Origin of the sequence: Brevibacterium sp. 1718 (assembly GCF_051131255.1) — a bacterium.
Classification (GTDB): domain Bacteria; phylum Actinomycetota; class Actinomycetes; order Actinomycetales; family Brevibacteriaceae; genus Brevibacterium; species Brevibacterium sediminis.
Window position 1 is genome coordinate 2648293 of the sequence record NZ_CP186550.1, and the last position, 16160, is coordinate 2664452.

Here is a 16160-nt window from a genome sequence, read left to right on the forward strand (position 1 = left end):
GTCATCCTTCATCGGTTTCGGCCAGCCGTGCCAAGCTCTTGCGGACGAGACCGGAATTCGTCGTCGGCCACATCCTCGGCATCGAATTGACGAGGAACCCGGCATACCGGGCCGAACGCAGCCGCGAGTCGAGCACGGCCACCACTCCCCTGTCCTTGGTCGACCGGATGAGGCGTCCGGCACCCTGAGCCAGGCGCAGGGCGGCATGCGTAGCCGACACCGCCATGAATCCGTTGACTCCCCGCTGGTCGGCATCGCGTGCCCGCGCCTGCATGAGCGGGTCGTCCGGACGTGGGAACGGCAGACGGTCGATGATGACCAGGCGGTTCGTCCGTCCCGGCACATCGACTCCCTGCCACAGTGACATGGTTCCGAACAGACAGGTCTGGTCGTCGGCCGTGAATTGGGAGACCAGCGCCGGCAGGCCGTCGTCGCCTTGGAGCAGGATCGGGAAGTCGAACTTCGTCCGCAGGTGTTCGGCTGCCGCGTTGGCCGCCGCCCGCGAGGAGAACAGGCCCAGTGCACCGCCGTTCGAGGACTCGACGAGTTCTGCGAGTTCGGTCAGCGCTTCCTCGCTCAGTCCGCTGCGTCCGGGTTTGGGCAAGTGGGAGGCGACATAGAGGATTCCCTGTTTGCCGTAGTCGAAGGGAGATCCGACATCGAGGCTGTCCCATTTCGGGGCGTCGGGTCCGAAGAGTCCCAACGAGGCTGCCACCGCGTCGAAGTTCCCACCGAGGGACAGGGTCGCCGAGGTGGCCACGACCGTGGATTCTTCGAAGATGCCGTTGCGCATGGTGCCGGCCACGCTCAAGGGCGCGACGACGAGATTCGTCGTCTCTTTCTCCCGGAAGGTCGAGCGCGACAGCCAGATGACGTCGTTCTTGCCCGGATCGCAGAAGCGTTCGGCGAGTTCGAAGATCTCCTGGCAGCGTGCCTTGGCCATCTGCCGGCCGGCATCGGCGTCCTCGGTCTTGCCGCCGATGTCGTTGATGATCTGGCGGGCGGAGTCGCGGATCTGTGCCAGGGCCAGTCCGAGCGCCTCGCTCATGTGGAGGATGAGTCCCTCGGGCACCGAGGCCTGCGCACGTTCGAGAGCCGCCGCGGCGGAGTCGAGCAGTGACACGACTCCGTCCTGGACGGTGGTGTGTTTGCGTACCGAGCTCGTCGCGGCCGAGAGCATACTCGTGTTGATCTGCCCGGACAGGGCGCTGGTCACCCGGTCCTTGAGTTCGTGGGCCTCGTCGATGATGATGACATCGTGCTCGGGCAGCACGTTCGATTCCCCGAAGGCGTCGATGGCCAGCAGGGCATGGTTCGTCACGACGATATCGGCTTCGGCGGCTTTGTTCCGGGCGATTTCGGCGAAGCATTCGGTGAACAGCGGACAGTTCGAACCGAGGCAGTCGAAGGCGTTGACGGACACCTGTGACCAGGCACGATCGCTGACGCCGGGCAGGAGGTCGTCCCGGTCGCCGGTGTCGGTGGTCTTCTCCCAGGTGCGGATCCGCTGGATCTCCTCCCCCAGACCGGAGCGTTCGGTGGGTTTGCGTCCCGCCTCGGCGTCGGCACCGAGGTCGAAGAGCATGCCCTCGCCCTCGTCGGGGTACCCGCCGGCGAGCTTGTGCTTGCACACATAGTTTCGGCGGCCTTTGAGCAGTGCCGCCCGGGGCAGCGGATCGAGGTCCTTCTTCACGGCCTTGAACAGCCGGGGCAGGTCGCGGTGGATGATCTGCGTCTGCAGGGCCAGGGTCGCCGTTGATACGACGACCTTCCCGCCGGTGCGGGTGACGTACTCGGCTGCAGGCACCAGGTAGGCCAGCGATTTGCCGGTGCCTGTTCCCGCCTGCACGAGCAGATGGATTCCCTTGTCCAGCGACGAGGCGACCGCCTGCGCCATCTCCTGCTGACCCTCGCGTGGCGATCCGCCGATGGCGCCGACGGCGGATTCGAGGAGGGTGTCGACAGTCTTCACTCGTCGATGACCAGGTCCGGACGTTGGAATTCGCGCAGTTCGTCGACGAGCTCGGTCGGCACCTTGGCCTGCAGGCTGGTGCCCTCCGTGCCGTGCGATTCGTGTTCGACCGTACCGAGGGCGTAGATCTTCGACACGAGGTCACCGCGTTCATAGGGAATGAGCACGGTCATGTCGATGTCCGGGACGGGAAGGCGGTCCTCGATGGCCTCGATGAGGTCGTCGATCCCTTCCTTCGACACGGCAGAGACGAACTGGGCGTCGGGATACTCCGCGCGCAGGCCGGTGGTCACGGCCTCCTCGGCGATATCTGCCTTGTTGAACACGAGGAGTTCGGGGATGTCTCCGGTCTCGACGTCCCCCAGGACGTCGCGCACGGCTTGGATCTGTCCGTGCGGATCCGGGTGGGAGGCGTCGACGACGTGGAGGAGCAGATCCGAACCGGCGGCTTCCTCCAGGGTCGAGCGGAAGGCCTCGACGAGCTGATGGGGCAGGTTGCGGACGAACCCGACGGTGTCCGTGTAGGTGAAGACGAGGCCGTCGGCGGTCTTGGCCTGCCGGACGGTCGGGTCGAGGGTGGCGAACAGGGCGTTCTGCACCATCACCTCGGCGTCGGTGAGCAGGTTGAGCAGGGAGGACTTGCCCGCGTTCGTGTAGCCGACGATCGCGACTGAGGGCACGTGGTGGCGGGCGCGGTTCTTCCGCTTCGTCTCCCGCGAGGGCGCCATGGCGTTGATCTCGCGGCGCAGCTTCGACATGCGCGTACGGATGCGGCGACGATCGAGTTCGATCTTCGTCTCACCGGGTCCGCGGGAGCCGATTCCGGCACCGCCGGCGACACGGCCGCCGGCCTGACGGGACAGCGACTCACCCCAACCGCGCAGTCGCGGCAGCAGGTATTCGAGTTGGGCGAGTTCGACTTGGGCCTTGCCTTCGCGGGATTTCGCGTGCTGGGCGAAGATGTCGAGGATGAGCGCGACGCGGTCGACGACCTTGACCTTGATGACGTCCTCGAGTCCGCGCCTCTGGCTGGGGGCGAGTTCGGAGTCGATGATCACGGTGTCGGCGCCGACGGAGGCGACGACCTCGGCGAGTTCGGCGGCCTTGCCCTTGCCGAGGTAGGTGCCTGGGTCCGGCTTGTCGCGACGCTGGATGAGTGCGTCGAGGACTTCGGATCCGGCGGTTTCGGCGAGTGCGGCGAGTTCGCGGATCGAGTTCTCGGCTTCGGCCTGGGTGGTGTTCCAGATGCCGGCGAGGACGACGCGTTCGAGGCGGACCTGACGGTATTCGACCTCGGTGATGTCTTCGAGCTCGGTGGAGAGTCCGGCGACGCGGGTGAGGGCGGCGCGCTCGGCGAGGTCGAACTGGTCATCGCCCGGGGTGGTGTCGTGATCGTCGAGGGCTTGGGCGCCTCGGGAGAGCACACGGTCGAGCATCGCGTTGCGACGCTCCTTGTCTTCAGACGTCATTCATTCCTTTGTTCTCTGCCGCCCGCACGGGACTTCTCGTGCGGACGTCGTCATGCTTGCCACCGGTCGCGGCGATTCGCACCGACGGTGGTGTCCATCAATTCTCCCACAGCCGTCTAGACTGAAACGGTGTCAGAGCACTATTTCACCGAATCGCCGAGCAGCGAGGCCAAGTCGCGGGTACTCGACCTCGATCTGGCCGGCCGCGCCGTCACCGTCGAAACCGTATCCGGCACGTTCTCGCCCACTCGCCTCGACCTCGGCACGGCTGTGCTGCTGCGGCATCTGCCTCAGCCGCCGGCCGGCGATATCCTCGATCTCGGGTGCGGTTGGGGTCCGATCGCCCTGCACACGGCCTTGGATGCCCAGGAGGCCGAGGTGGATGTGCGAGTATGGGCACTCGACGTCAACTCCCGGTCCCTGGAGACCACCGCGGCGAATGCGCGCAGGCTCGGCCTCGATACGATCAACACCGTCACCGCCGCGGATGTTCCCGCTGACCTGCAGTTCGCAGCGATCCGGTCGAATCCGCCGATCCGCATCGGCAAGGAAGCGCTGCACGAACTCTTGGAGACCTGGCTGCCGCGTCTGGCGCCGGGCGGCCGCGCCGATCTCGTCGTATCGAAGAACCTCGGCGCCGATTCTCTGCAGAAGTGGATCGCCGGGATGCTTGGTGACGGGTTCGAGGTCGTGCGCACGGGATCGTCGAAGGGTTTCCGCGTGCTCACGGTCGAGCGCGACTGAGTTCAGCCGATCGTGCCGCTGGCGACGAGGACGGCTGGGCCGGCGAGGCTGACGCGTCCGCTCGTGCCCTCGGCGTTGGGTTCGATCTCGATACGCAGCTGACCGCCGGGCACGTCGACTCTCCACTGCAGAGGCGACTTCTCACCGGCCCAGTGGTGGGCTGCGATCGCTGCCGCGCAGGCTCCGGTTCCGCAGGAGCGGGTCTCACCGACGCCGCGTTCGAACACGCGCATGCGCAGGGCGCCTTCTCCCCCGGCCACATCGGATCGGGCCGGTTCCATGACGATGTATTCCACATTGGATCCCTGCGCCGGGACGGGGTCGAGGACGGGTGCATCGCGCAGTTCGGCTGCGGCGAGTTCGGCGTTCTCGGCCAGGGCGACGACGGTGTGCGGGTTGCCGGTGGATACGCGCAGTCCGGGACGGGCGACGTCGATGCCGCCGGTGGTCACGAGTACGCTGCTCGCGGGGTCGAGTGACCATTCGCCCATGTCGATGGTGTACCAGGCGTCGCTGGCGGATCCGGGTCCGGCTGTACCGGTGTCGACGACGTCGTCTCCGGTTTGGACGCCGAGGGCGGGATTGAGGGTGGTGCGCACGGCTTTGATGCCGTCACGGGTGCCGACGAGGATCTCGCGGGCATCGGCGGGGACGCGACCGCTGGTCAGGAGTGCGTGGGCGAAGACGCGAACGCCGTTGCCGCACATCTCGGAGAGGCTGCCGTCGTTGTTGTAGTAGTCCATGAACCATTCGGCACCGGCTTCGGCCTGTTCGGCGGCTCCGGGGATGCCGCTGGCTGCGGAGCGGACGATGCGGATGATGCCGTCGGCGCCGAGTCCGGCCCGTCGATCGGCCAGGGTGGCGACAGTTTCGGGATGCATCTCCAGTGTGCTGTCGTCGTCGGAGAGCAAAACGAAGTCGTTCTGGGTGCCGTGCCCCTTGACGAAGCTGACATCGGTCCAGGCGGCGAACGGGGTATCCGGAGTGCTCATGGCTCCATCTTATCTGTGAGCGTCCAGTCGGGTCTTCAGTGCCCGTTCAGGACGTCGAGTGCAGTCACCAGATTCTGTTCGGCGTCGGCGGCGCTGCCGTCGATCCAGCGGATGCGCGGGTCGCGGCGGAACCAGGTGTCCTGTCGGCGTGCGAACTGCCGGGTGCGGATCGTCGTCTCTTCCTTCGCCTCGGCGGCGGTGAGCTCTCCTGCCAGATGGCGTTGGATCTGTGCGTATCCGATGGCACGTGATGCTGTCTTGCCTTCGGCCAGCCCAACGTCGAGCAGACGCGTCACTTCGTCGACCCATCCGTGCTCCCACATGAGGTCGACGCGGGTGGCGATGCGCTCGTGCAGAATGGCCCGGTCCATGCTCAAGCCCAGGTGGATGGTCGGTTCGATCTCCTGGTAGTCCGGCAGCTGGGCGCTGAAGGGACGTCCCGTGAGTTCGATGACTTCGAGCGCTCGTGCGATACGTCGTTGGTCGTTGACGGTGATCTTCTCGGCCGCCTTCGGGTCGAGTTCGCGCAGCTTCTGATGCAGCGCCCACCGGTCTGTTGCGACCTCGGCCTCGAGGCGAGCCCGCACCTCGGAGTCGGTGCCGGGAAACTCCATATGATCGACCGCGGCACGAACGTAGAGCCCGGACCCGCCGACGAGGATCGGCCGCAGACCGCGCCCCCGGATGTCCGCGATCGCTGCCCGCGCACGTGCCTGAAAGTCCTGCACGTTCGCCTCTTCGGTAACGTCGAGGATATCGATGAGGTGATGCGGAATCCCCCGACGCTCATCGATCGGCAGCTTCGCCGTGCCGATGTCCATCCCTCGGTAGAACTGCATCGAATCCGTGTTGATGATCTCCCCGCCGAGGCGGTCGGCCAGATCCAGCGCAAGGTCCGATTTCCCGGTGGCGGTGGCTCCGACGACGGTGATGATCGGCGAAGTGTCCTCAGCCATCGGCGATCACTCCCAGAGTCCGGTGCCGCAGAGTGTCCGGACTTCGTGGACACGTTCGTCGATGACCGATTCCAGAGACGAGAAACGTGCACCCTGGTCGACGGCGTGGCGGATACCAGCAGCCAGCACACTGAGGTTGGCAGCCATGGTCTCGGCTTGGTCGCAGAGGTCGAGCAGTCTTTCGGTGTCGATCGACGTCCCGGAGGTGAGTGTCTCGACGACGGCATGATCGAATTCCGGAGCGCCGTCGATCGGGGCCAGGGGTGCGTCCTCTGTTGCAGCTCCGGACAGGTCGATGGGGAGCAGAAGGTGCTCGCTCGATCCGAGCGGGCCGATGTCGACGCCTGCGGCGTGAGCGTGAAGGATCGCGACGATGACGGCGGGGTCGGCCGCCTCGGCGAGTCTGCGTTCATCCATCGTCAGGGTATCAACGGTTTCGACCCAGTCGGTCCCGGACAGCAGCCGACCGGTGCGAGTATCGACGCCGCGATCGATTCCCCAGCCGCCGAGCCCGGCCACGGGTGGCAAGGTCTCGATGGGCAGGGCCCAATCGGTCTGCGTACTCACGGTATCGCGGGCGGCAGTCCGCAGTTCGGCCATTCGCGCCGTCTCGCTGCGGTCGATGTTCTCGAGCAGCACGGGGGCTGCCGGGATGATGGCGAAGGCGCCCATCTCAGCCGCGAGGGCGGATGGTCGGCATGCCGAGGTTCGTTGCACCGGCGGCGCCCTGTCCGGGGCTCGGTGCGCCGCAGCTGTCGGCCTGAGCCCGGTCGTAGGCGTCACCGGCTCGAGACGGGCGTACGGAGAATCCGGAGTCGGCGAGGAGGAAGTAGGGTTTCGCCTCGGTGACGGTGGCGGTGACGAAATCACCGGGTCGCGGCATCTGGGCGCCTTCGGGGATTCCGACGTGGACGAGGCGGTTGTCTTCGGCGCGACCGCTCAGTCGTGGGGAATCGTCGTGGGGCAGCTTGGTCACGAGTACCTCGACCTCACGGCCGATCTGGGCTTTGTTCTCGTCCCAGGCGATCTCGTCCTGGAGTGCGGTGAGGCGTTCGAACCGCTCCTGCACGACATCCTTCGGCACCTGGTTGTCCATCGTGGCTGCCGGTGTGCCGGGGCGGATGGAGTACTGGAAGGTGAAGGCCTGGGTGAAGCGGGCACGGCGGACGATGTCCATCGTCCCTTGGAAGTCCTCTTCGGTCTCTCCGGGAAAGCCGACGATGATGTCGGTGGTGATGGCCGCGTGCGGGATGCGTTCGCGCACTGAGTCGAGGATGTTCATGAACCGTTTGGTCCGGTAGGACCGCCGCATTGATTTGAGGATCGTGTCCGAACCGGACTGCAGCGGCATGTGCAGCTGCGGCATGACGGTCGGGGTCTCGGCCATGGCGTCGATGACGTCGTCGGAGAAGGCGGCCGGGTGCGGGCTGGTGAAGCGGACCCGTTCGATTCCGTCGACGTTGCCGACGGCGCGCAGCAGTTTCGCGAATGCGCCTTTGTCGCGGAATTCGGCGCCGTAGGAGTTGACGTTCTGGCCGAGCAGGGTGACTTCGACGACTCCGTCGGCGACGAGGGCTTCGACCTCGGCGAGGATGTCGCCAGGGCGGCGGTCCTTCTCTTTGCCGCGCAGGCTGGGCACGATGCAGAAGGTGCACGTGTTGTTGCAGCCGACCGAGATCGATACCCATCCGGAGTGCTGGGATTCGCGGCGGCTGGGCAGGGTGGAGGGGAAGATGTCGAGGCTTTCGAGGATCTCGACCTGGGCTTCCTCGTTGTGGCGGGCGCGTTCGAGCAGCGCCGGCAGGGATCCCATGTTGTGGGTGCCGAAGACCACGTCGACCCAGGGGGCCTTCTTCACGATCGTGTCCCGGTCTTTCTGTGCCATGCATCCGCCGACGGCGATCTGAAGGCCGGGGTGGTTCTCTTTGACCTTCGCGAGCTGGCCGAGGTTGCCGTAGAGGCGGTTGTCGGCGTTTTCGCGGACGGCGCAGGTGTTGAAGACGACGACGTCGGCGTGGTCGTCGGTGTTCGCCTGAACGTAGCCGGCATCGTCGAGCAGTCCGGACAGACGCTCGGAGTCATGCACGTTCATCTGACATCCGTAGGTCTTGACCTCGTAGCTGCGAGGGGTGGTTCCGGATGTCGTCGGGGATTCAATCAGTTCAGTCATGGCGCACCCATTCTAGCCGTTCCCCACGTGCCGTTTCAGTCTTCGGCGAGCACTTCCCGTGTGACCTTGATGCAGATCGCCGAGGGGAAGCCGCGGCGGGCGAGCATGCCGAGGATTCGGCGCTCTCGCACGGCATAGTCGAGGCGCCGGGTGGAGGCGGCTTTCTTCTCGGCGACTTCGCGGGCGAGTTCTTCCTCACCGTCGATCTCGGCCACGGCGTCGGCGGCCAGTTCGGGGCTGATGCCTTTCTTGCTCAGTTCGCGTTTGAGCACGGATCGGGAGAGTTTCCGGTTCTCACGCTGTGCTCGTGCGAAGCGGTGCGCGAATTCTTCGTCGTTGAGCAGACGCGAGTTCTGCAGCTTCTCGATGAGGACATCGATCGCTTCGGGCATGAGGTCGCGTTTGAGGAGCTTCTTGCGCAGTTCGTCGCTGGAGTGATCGCGCATGGCGAGCATGTTCATCGCCGTCTTCTTCGCCTGAGCATAGTCCGCGTCGAAGTCGGGGGCGTCGTCTTCGTCGTCGAAGCTCAGCCCGGGACCGGCAGCGAAATCGGGTGAGCCGTCACTGTCATCCAGGAAGTCGGGCCCGGCATTGCCATCGCTCGCCAGGAAATCTGGACCATCATTCTCGGCTGCAAGGAAATCAGGGACATCGATGAAATCCGGAGTCGAGTCGGTACCGCCTTCGACCCACCCGTTGTCCGGCTCCTTCTGCTGTCGCTTCCAGCCGCTGGAGTTCTTCTTGCGCTTCGAACCCGAGTTCTTTCGTTTGTCGGTTCGACCATTGCCACCGGTGACATCGTCGTCGTCGAGTCCGGAGAGGCCGGCGAAGAACCCGGCCTCTCCTTCGGCATGACGTTGGTCGATCTCCGAGATCGCACTGCGCAGCTGCGAGAGCGTCTCGGTCTGAGACGAATCGCTCCGACCCGAGTCCCCCGCACCGACTGTCTCGGTCGATGCGGCGGGCTCGCGGTCGGCGAACTCGTCGTCAGCCGACGAGGCGTCAGGAGACTTCGACGTCATCCGTCTGTGCTTCTCCGGCCGCCTCGGTGCCTTCCTCGGGTTCGTCGACCTGGATCAGGCCGAGCTTGTGCTTGATCTTCAGCTCGATCTCTTCGGCCAGGCCCGGGTTGTCGCGGAGGAAGTTGCGGACGTTCTCCTTGCCCTGACCCAGCTGATCGCCGTCGTAGGTGAACCAGGAACCGGACTTGCGCACGATGCCGTTGTCGACGCCCATATCGATGAGGCTGCCTTCGCGGGAGATGCCGTGGCCGTAGAGGATGTCGAACTCGGCCTGCTTGAACGGCGGAGCGACCTTGTTCTTCACGATCTTCGCACGAGTTCGGTTGCCGACCGCGTCCTGACCTTCCTTGAGGGTCTCGATGCGGCGGACGTCGATGCGCACGGAGGCGTAGAACTTCAGCGCCTTACCGCCCGAGGTGGTCTCCGGCGAACCGAAGAAGACGCCGACCTTCTCACGCAGCTGGTTGATGAAGATCGCGGTGGTCTTCGACTGGGCCAGGGCACCGGTGATCTTACGCAGTGCCTGCGACATCAGGCGAGCCTGCAGGCCGACGTGGCTGTCGCCCATCTCGCCTTCGATTTCGGCCTTGGGCACAAGGGCCGCGACGGAGTCTATGACGATGACGTCGAGGGCCCCGGAGCGGATGAGCATATCGGCGATCTCGAGAGCCTGCTCACCGGTGTCCGGCTGGGAGACGAGGAGCTGATCGGTGTCGACGCCGAGCTTCTTCGCATACTCCGGGTCGAGTGCGTGCTCAGCATCGATGAACCCGGCGATTCCGCCGGCCTTCTGTGCGTTTGCGACGGCGTGGAGAGCCACGGTCGTCTTACCGGAGGATTCCGGACCGTAGATCTCGACGACGCGGCCGCGCGGCAGACCGCCGATGCCCAGAGCGATGTCGAGTGCGACCGAACCGGTCGGGATGGAGGCGATGGGCTCACGCACACCGTCGCCGAGGCGCATGATCGCGCCCTTGCCGTAATTGCGATCGATCTGGCCCATTGCGGCTTCGAGTGCCTTCGACTTGTCTCCGCCGGTGGGAACCTGAAGGTTCTTGGGTGTACGTGCCATGACGTCTCCTCTTCGTTGCTATTCCGTTGAGACCAAGGCTAGAAGATGGCACTGACATAACGACAGAGGAAGCGATTCCCCCGTGGATAACCAGCCACTCGTGGTCACAGGTCCCGTGATTCCTCACCAGGATAACCCACATGGGAACAGGTGTTCTATATATTCGGGTGTGTCGCGTGTCTCCGCGAGAGTCAGGCCTGGGCCAGGCCCAGCTGCCAGGTGAGGCCGAACCGGTCCCCCACCCACCCGAATGGTCCGAATCCGTAGTCGTCGAGCGGCATGAACACAGTTCCGTCTGCGCTCAGTGCGGTGAAGATGCGTTCGAGTTCCTCGGCCGATTCGCAGTCGACCATGAGTGACACGCCGGGAGTGATGTCCCACTCGTGTGCGACGAAGCTGTCGCTGAAGCGCAGTCTCTGTCCGGCGATCTCGATCTCGGACATGATGACCGTGCCCTCGGCGCCCGGACCGTCGGGACCATAGCGATTGTCGAGGATCACTCGCCCGTCGGCGAATACCTCGAGGTAGGTCTCCATGGCCTCGGCGGCGCTCTGTCCACGACTGGGCTGGAAGGTGATGAACGGGACGGCCTGATTCATGCCGTCAGTCTACACTCGGCCGACACGGCGCCGACAGTAAAGACCAGCGCTGTTCCGAGCAGGCAGAGCCACATACGGTGCGAGGCAGCTCCGATCCAGCAGAACGGCGTCGAGTCTCGGTCAGAACGGCGTCGAGCGCGGCTTTTCCTTGCCGAGACGCCGAGATTCGGGAACGCCCATGGAATCACAGACGGCAGTCCAGATGTCGCGGGGTTCAACCCCAGCTTCGAATGCCTGGGCTGCGGTCCGCGAACCCAAGGAGCTCAGAGTGAGGTCGGTGTGCAGGGAGGCGGCGCGCGCCTCACCGAACTCCTCGTTCATGAGGATCCAGTAGAGCGTGTGCCTCATCAGGGCTTGGCGGCCAGCCGCGGAGCAGAGTATCCCTCGGGGTGACCGAGGACCTTGTCCGAGAGCTCCTGCGGAATGGTGTCGGGGATCTGCACGCCTTCTTCGAGAGCGAAGCGATCGGACACAGACGACAGCAGTGCCGACAGCGGCAGGTCGAGTGCTTCGCAGATCGCCGACAGCAGCTCCGAGGAGGCTTCCTTCTGTCCGCGCTCGATTTCGCTGAGGTAGCCGAGCGAAACGCTGGCCCCGGTCGAGACATCGCGAAGGGTGCGTCCTTGACGACGGCGGGCGGAACGAAGTGCGTCGCCGATTTCGACTCTCAGTAACATAACGCGGCCCTCCCTTTGTCAGCGCGTCCCGTCAATGTAGTTCCAATAACTTTACAACCTGGCCGTGACACAGCACCAACCTGGTGCCCCGAGCGGATGGTATTGCCAGTCCATTCGAAGACTTTGGAGAATTTTCGTCCGATGGTCATCACCCGGTCAACCGCACAGCAGACGAACTTATTCCGTGGCATCTCCGCCAGCATTCGACGCCTGTCCGGCCTCGGGCCCGAAGGCGAGTTCGCCGACGAATTCGTCGAGGTTGACGGCCATCGCCTGCACCGTCTGGCTGCGGATGGCATCACGGTCGCCGGTGAAATCGTGTTCGAAGACCTTCGCCTTCCCGCCGAAGGCAATCGCCGTGTAGACGAGTCCGACGGGCTTGTCGTCCTGCGGATCGGGACCGGCGACTCCGGTGCAGGAGATTCCGATATCGGCGACGCACTGCACGGCCGTGCCAACGGCCATCTGCGCGGCGACGACCGGGTCGATCGGTCCGGTCTCCTCGAGGTGGTCAGCATCGACTCCGGCCAGGCTCGCCTTGAGGTCGGTGGCGTAGGTGACCAGTCCGCCGCGCACCACAGCCGAGGCCCCCGGCACATCGACGAGCGAGGCGACGAAGCGTCCCCCGGTCAGCGACTCTGCCGACGCCAGCGAGATCCCCAATCGAGTACAGGTGGAGATGATGCGACGCGCGATCTCCATCAGCTCGGACTCAGCCACGCTGCGCGTCCCCGCCGGTCTGCGTGCTCCCACCGCTCTTCGCGTCCCTGTACAGCTTCGCCGCCTGCACGCAGTAGTCGACGCCGGTGACGATGGTGACGACGATGGCCGCGGTCATTATGATCCACGCGAAGACGAGGAGGATGACGTAGACGACAGAGGGCACCACGCCCGAGAGCGGGAAGACCAGCAGGAAAAGTCCGATCGCAGCGGTCTGCAGCACGGTCTTGATCTTGCCTCCGCGTGAAGCAGGCATGACGGCGATGCGGATCATGAAGAACCGCAGCACGGTGATGCCGAATTCGCGGACGAGGATGATCACGGGCACCCACCACGGCAGTTCGACGATGATCGCCAGACCGATGAGTGCCGCCGCCATGAGCGACTTGTCGGCGATGGGGTCGGCGATCTTGCCGAAGTTCGTGATGAGGTTGTTCCGCCTGGCCAGGTAGCCGTCGACGAAGTCGGTGAACATGGCCAGCAGGAACACGATGAGCGCCCACCAGCGCAAAGTCACATCGTTGCCTCCGTCTGCCAGCAGAAGCACGAGGAACAGGGGCACCATGAGGATACGCAACACCGTGAGTGCGTTCGGGACATTCCACGGACTCGGTTCTGCAGAGGGCTGCTGAGAGGCTCCAGCCTCGACTCGATCGTTCACGCACCCAGCCTATCGGAGTGAGCTGAGCAGATCATTCCAACCATGGGAATGACGACCATAATCGCCGAGGCGGCGCACCGTCGGTACGGTGCGCCGCCTCGGCGAGGGGTGGGGTTCGGATGAGATCAGCGGCCGGTGAGCTGCCAGGCGTCCTCTCCGCTGGCTTCGACGACCTCGAGCCCGGTCTCCGGATCGACGTCGCCGACGGTGAGGTCGCCGGCATGACCGACGCCGTTCGCGTAGCGGTCGGACGATGCCGAGCTGTACGCCGACGCCGAGCTGTGAGAGGTCTCGCCGTAGTCGTCGTCGAACTCCTCGTCATAGTCCCCGGCTGCCGAGGCGTGCCCGGAACCGGTCTGTCCGGACTGACCCTGGCCACCCTCGGCCGGGACGTTGACAGGGGCGCCGCCGGAATCCTCGGGCGGGGTCTCGCCCTTGATGATGGCCAGGGTTCCCGGCAGATCGTCGGGGCGCACGAGCACGTCGCGGGCCTTCGACCCCTCGGAGGGTCCGACGATTCCGCGGGATTCCATGAGATCCATGAGGCGACCTGCTTTGGCGAAGCCGACGCGCAGCTTGCGCTGCAGCATCGAGGTCGAGCCGAACTGCGTGGTGACGACCTGCTCGATCGCCTGGAGCAGCAGGTCGAGGTCGTCTCCGATGTCCTCGTCGATCTGCTTCTTCGGCGCTTCGACGGCCACGTCTTCGCGGTAGTTCGGGGTGAGCTGGCTCTTGACGTGTTCGACGACCTTCTCGATCTCGGACTCGTTGACCCAGGCGCCCTGGACTCGCATCGGCTTGGCCGCGCCCATCGGCAGGAACAGGGCGTCACCCTGACCGATGAGCTTCTCAGCACCGGGCTGGTCGAGCACGACTCGCGAGTCGGCCAGCGACGAGGTCGCGAATGCCAGGCGGGAGGGCACGTTGGCCTTGATGAGACCGGTGACGACGTCGACGCTGGGTCGCTGGGTGGCGAGCACCAGGTGGATGCCGGCGGCACGGGCCAGCTGCGTGATGCGCTGGATCGAGGCTTCGACGTCGCGCGGGGCGACCATCATGAGGTCGGCGAGCTCGTCGACGACGACCAGCAGGTACGGGTAGGGCTGGAGGACGCGTTCGGATCCGGCAGGCGGCTGGATGCGCCCCTCACGGACTGCCTTGTTGAACTCCTTGACGTGCTTGAACCCGTAGTTCGCGAGGTCGTCGTAGCGGGCATCCATTTCACGCACGACCCATTCGAGCGCCTCGGCGGCCTTCTTCGGGTTCGTGATGATCGGGGTGATGAGGTGCGGGATGCCTTCGTAGATCGTCAGCTCGACGCGCTTGGGGTCGACCAGGATCATGCGGACCTCGTCGGGGGTCGCGCGCATCATGATCGAGGTGATCATGGAGTTCACGAAGCTCGACTTACCGGCACCGGTGGCACCGGCGACGAGGAGGTGGGGCATCTTCGAGAGGTCGGCGACGACGAATCCGCCTTCGACGTCCTTGCCCACGCCCATGACCATGGGGTGGTCGGTCTTACGGGCGGCCTTCGAGCGCAGCACATCACCGAGCGCCACGTTCTCACGGTCGGTGTTCGGGATCTCGATGCCGATGGCCTTCTTGCCGGGGATCGGCGAGAGGATGCGCACGTCGGCGCTGGCCACGGCGTAGGCGATGTTCTTCGACAGCGCCGTGACCTTCTCGACCTTCGTACCGGCGCCGAGCTCCACCTCGTAGCGGGTGACCGTCGGTCCGCGGGAGAAGCCGGTGACCTCGGCGTCGATCTTGAACTGCTCGAGCACATCGCGCAGGGCTTCCACGACACGGTCGTTGGCCTCGGAGCGTTCCTTCGCGGGAGGGCCGGGCTGGAGGTTGTCGGAGGCGGGCAGGGTGTAGGTGACGTCGCCGGCCAGGGTGAGCTGTTCGACGCGTTCGGGCAGCTGTTCCGTAGGCGGGGGCGCTGGTGCGTTCGTGGTCGGCACCGGCGCCGAGGCGGCAGCGGGCTCGGACTTCTTCGCCTGGTTCGCGGCGTCGTCGTCCATCCCGATGGTCTTCTTCAGCTCGGCCATCTCGCGTTCGGCCTTGGTGGGCCGGCGCTGGCCGGGCTTGAGCTTCGGCTCCGGACTGGTTTCGATGCGGGTGGTGTCGGCGTCTTCGTCGCTGACGTCATCCTCGTGGATATAGGCCTTGTCGTAGGCCTTCGTCGCGGTGTCGTCGTCGGCGGATTCGGCGTCGAGATCGGGGATCTCGGTCTTCTTCTTCCGGCTTCGGCGCTTGGCGCCCATCACGGGCTTGAGATCGGAGGTGCGACCGTTCTCGGCAACGAGGTCGGACTGTTTGGTCTCGGCCGCTTCGGCGTCGGTTTCGGGTCGGGCACCGCCGGTGAGGCGGTAATAGAGGTCGGTGAGGCGACGGGGAATCGCGCGCACCGGTGTCGCGGTGACCACGAGCAGGGAGAACAGCCCGAGGAGGACGAGCAGCGGCACCGCCACGTACACGGTGGTCGCAACGACCAGCGGTGAGGACACGACGAATCCGAGCGCGCCTCCCCCGTTGGCCATGGCCTCGCGGGAGTTCGTGAAGGTCGGGTTGCCGGCGGCGATATGGGCCAGGCCCGAGGCTGCGAGCAGACCGAAGATCATCCCGATGAGGATGCGGTTGTTGCCGCGGTTGTCGTCGCCGCGAAGGAACAGGCGGATCGCGTAGCAGGTGAAGACCACCGGCAGGGCGAGTGCCACCCGGCCGAAGGTGCCTTCGACGATTCCGCGGACGCCGTCGCTGATCGCGCCGGGGATGTTCCACCATTCGAATGCGGCGATGATGATCGAGAGTCCGATGAGGAAGAAGGCTGTGCCGTCCCGCTTCGTCGGTGATTGATCGGTCGGTTCGTCGCTGAGAGTCTTTCGCGCACGGTTTCCGGCCATGTGGGCCACTCCCCTCCATGCACCGGTGACAACGTTTGTCCCGGGTTCTTCGGTCCCCGCTTGACCGGACCGACCAGCGTTTTTGCGCGCTGTGCGTTTCCCGGAACCAGAAGCGGGGGAAGTCGTTCTGGTCGCCATGTCTCTCATCTTAGGACGATATTGCGCTCCTGCCCAGCAAATCCGCAGGTTTCGGCGTG

At 65.3% G+C, this 16160-nt stretch carries 15 protein-coding genes; 1 reads left to right on the forward strand and 14 read right to left on the reverse strand.

Going from position 1 to position 16160, the window contains the following annotated elements; translation table 11 throughout:
* Position 1 precedes the first annotated feature (1 nt).
* Both ACOZ9V_RS11905 and hflX read right to left on the reverse strand, forming a co-directional pair.
* Positions 2–1972: an ATP-dependent DNA helicase gene (locus ACOZ9V_RS11905; protein WP_434590298.1), complete on the reverse strand. Its 1971-nt coding sequence runs from the start codon at positions 1970–1972 to the stop codon at positions 2–4.
* On the reverse strand, positions 1969–3441 hold the full coding sequence (gene hflX / locus ACOZ9V_RS11910) for a GTPase HflX (protein WP_434590301.1): 1473 nt from the start codon (positions 3439–3441) through the stop codon (positions 1969–1971). The genes ACOZ9V_RS11905 and hflX overlap by 4 nt, the downstream gene beginning before the upstream one ends.
* A 129-nt stretch (positions 3442–3570) precedes the next feature.
* On the opposite strand from hflX, the gene ACOZ9V_RS11915 reads away from it, so the two are divergent.
* Positions 3571–4185, forward strand: a complete 615-nt coding sequence (locus ACOZ9V_RS11915) for a class I SAM-dependent methyltransferase (RefSeq protein WP_434590303.1) — start codon at positions 3571–3573, stop codon at positions 4183–4185.
* Between the two features lie 2 nt (positions 4186–4187).
* Here the strand turns inward: ACOZ9V_RS11915 and dapF are convergent, their stop codons facing one another.
* From dapF to ACOZ9V_RS11975, 12 genes are all read right to left on the reverse strand, one after another.
* Positions 4188–5177 (reverse strand): diaminopimelate epimerase, encoded by a 990-nt coding sequence (dapF, locus tag ACOZ9V_RS11920; RefSeq protein ID WP_062244070.1) that lies wholly within the window; start codon positions 5175–5177, stop codon positions 4188–4190.
* Positions 5178–5212: 35 nt separating this feature from the next.
* On the reverse strand, positions 5213–6133 hold the full coding sequence (miaA, locus tag ACOZ9V_RS11925) for a tRNA (adenosine(37)-N6)-dimethylallyltransferase MiaA (protein ID WP_434590306.1): 921 nt from the start codon (positions 6131–6133) through the stop codon (positions 5213–5215).
* A gap of 6 nt (positions 6134–6139) precedes the next feature.
* Complete coding sequence (locus ACOZ9V_RS11930) at positions 6140–6805, reverse strand: hypothetical protein (protein ID WP_259358602.1); 666 nt, start codon at positions 6803–6805, stop codon at positions 6140–6142.
* 1 nt (position 6806) lies between these two features.
* The gene (miaB, locus tag ACOZ9V_RS11935; protein WP_434590309.1) at positions 6807–8303 is read right to left on the reverse strand and encodes a tRNA (N6-isopentenyl adenosine(37)-C2)-methylthiotransferase MiaB; all 1497 of its coding nucleotides are present in this window, start codon (positions 8301–8303) and stop codon (positions 6807–6809) included.
* Between the two features lie 35 nt (positions 8304–8338).
* Complete coding sequence (locus tag ACOZ9V_RS11940) at positions 8339–9325, reverse strand: regulatory protein RecX (RefSeq protein ID WP_434590312.1); 987 nt, start codon at positions 9323–9325, stop codon at positions 8339–8341.
* Complete coding sequence (gene recA, locus ACOZ9V_RS11945; RefSeq protein ID WP_101546901.1) at positions 9306–10397, reverse strand: recombinase RecA; 1092 nt, start codon at positions 10395–10397, stop codon at positions 9306–9308. The genes ACOZ9V_RS11940 and recA overlap by 20 nt, the downstream gene beginning before the upstream one ends.
* 191 nt (positions 10398–10588) lie before the next feature.
* Entirely contained in the window at positions 10589–10996 is a 408-nt protein-coding gene (locus ACOZ9V_RS11950; protein ID WP_434590315.1) for a VOC family protein, read from the reverse strand.
* 120 nt (positions 10997–11116) lie between these two features.
* A complete protein-coding gene (locus ACOZ9V_RS11955; protein ID WP_139470110.1) occupies positions 11117–11344 on the reverse strand; it encodes a DUF3046 domain-containing protein in 228 nt (75 codons plus the stop codon).
* Positions 11344–11673 (reverse strand): helix-turn-helix domain-containing protein, encoded by a 330-nt coding sequence (locus ACOZ9V_RS11960; protein WP_098731348.1) that lies wholly within the window; start codon positions 11671–11673, stop codon positions 11344–11346. Before ACOZ9V_RS11960 ends, ACOZ9V_RS11955 begins: the two co-directional genes overlap by 1 nt.
* A gap of 177 nt (positions 11674–11850) precedes the next feature.
* Positions 11851–12393, reverse strand: a complete 543-nt coding sequence (locus ACOZ9V_RS11965) for a CinA family protein (RefSeq protein ID WP_434590319.1) — start codon at positions 12391–12393, stop codon at positions 11851–11853.
* Complete coding sequence (pgsA, locus tag ACOZ9V_RS11970) at positions 12386–13054, reverse strand: CDP-diacylglycerol--glycerol-3-phosphate 3-phosphatidyltransferase (protein ID WP_434590322.1); 669 nt, start codon at positions 13052–13054, stop codon at positions 12386–12388. The genes ACOZ9V_RS11965 and pgsA overlap by 8 nt, the downstream gene beginning before the upstream one ends.
* Before the next feature lie 125 nt (positions 13055–13179).
* Positions 13180–15963 carry a DNA translocase FtsK 4TM domain-containing protein gene (locus ACOZ9V_RS11975; protein WP_434590325.1) on the reverse strand — a complete coding sequence of 928 codons (2784 nt, stop codon included), beginning with the start codon at positions 15961–15963 and terminating at the stop codon, positions 13180–13182.
* Positions 15964–16160: the final 197 nt, after the last annotated feature.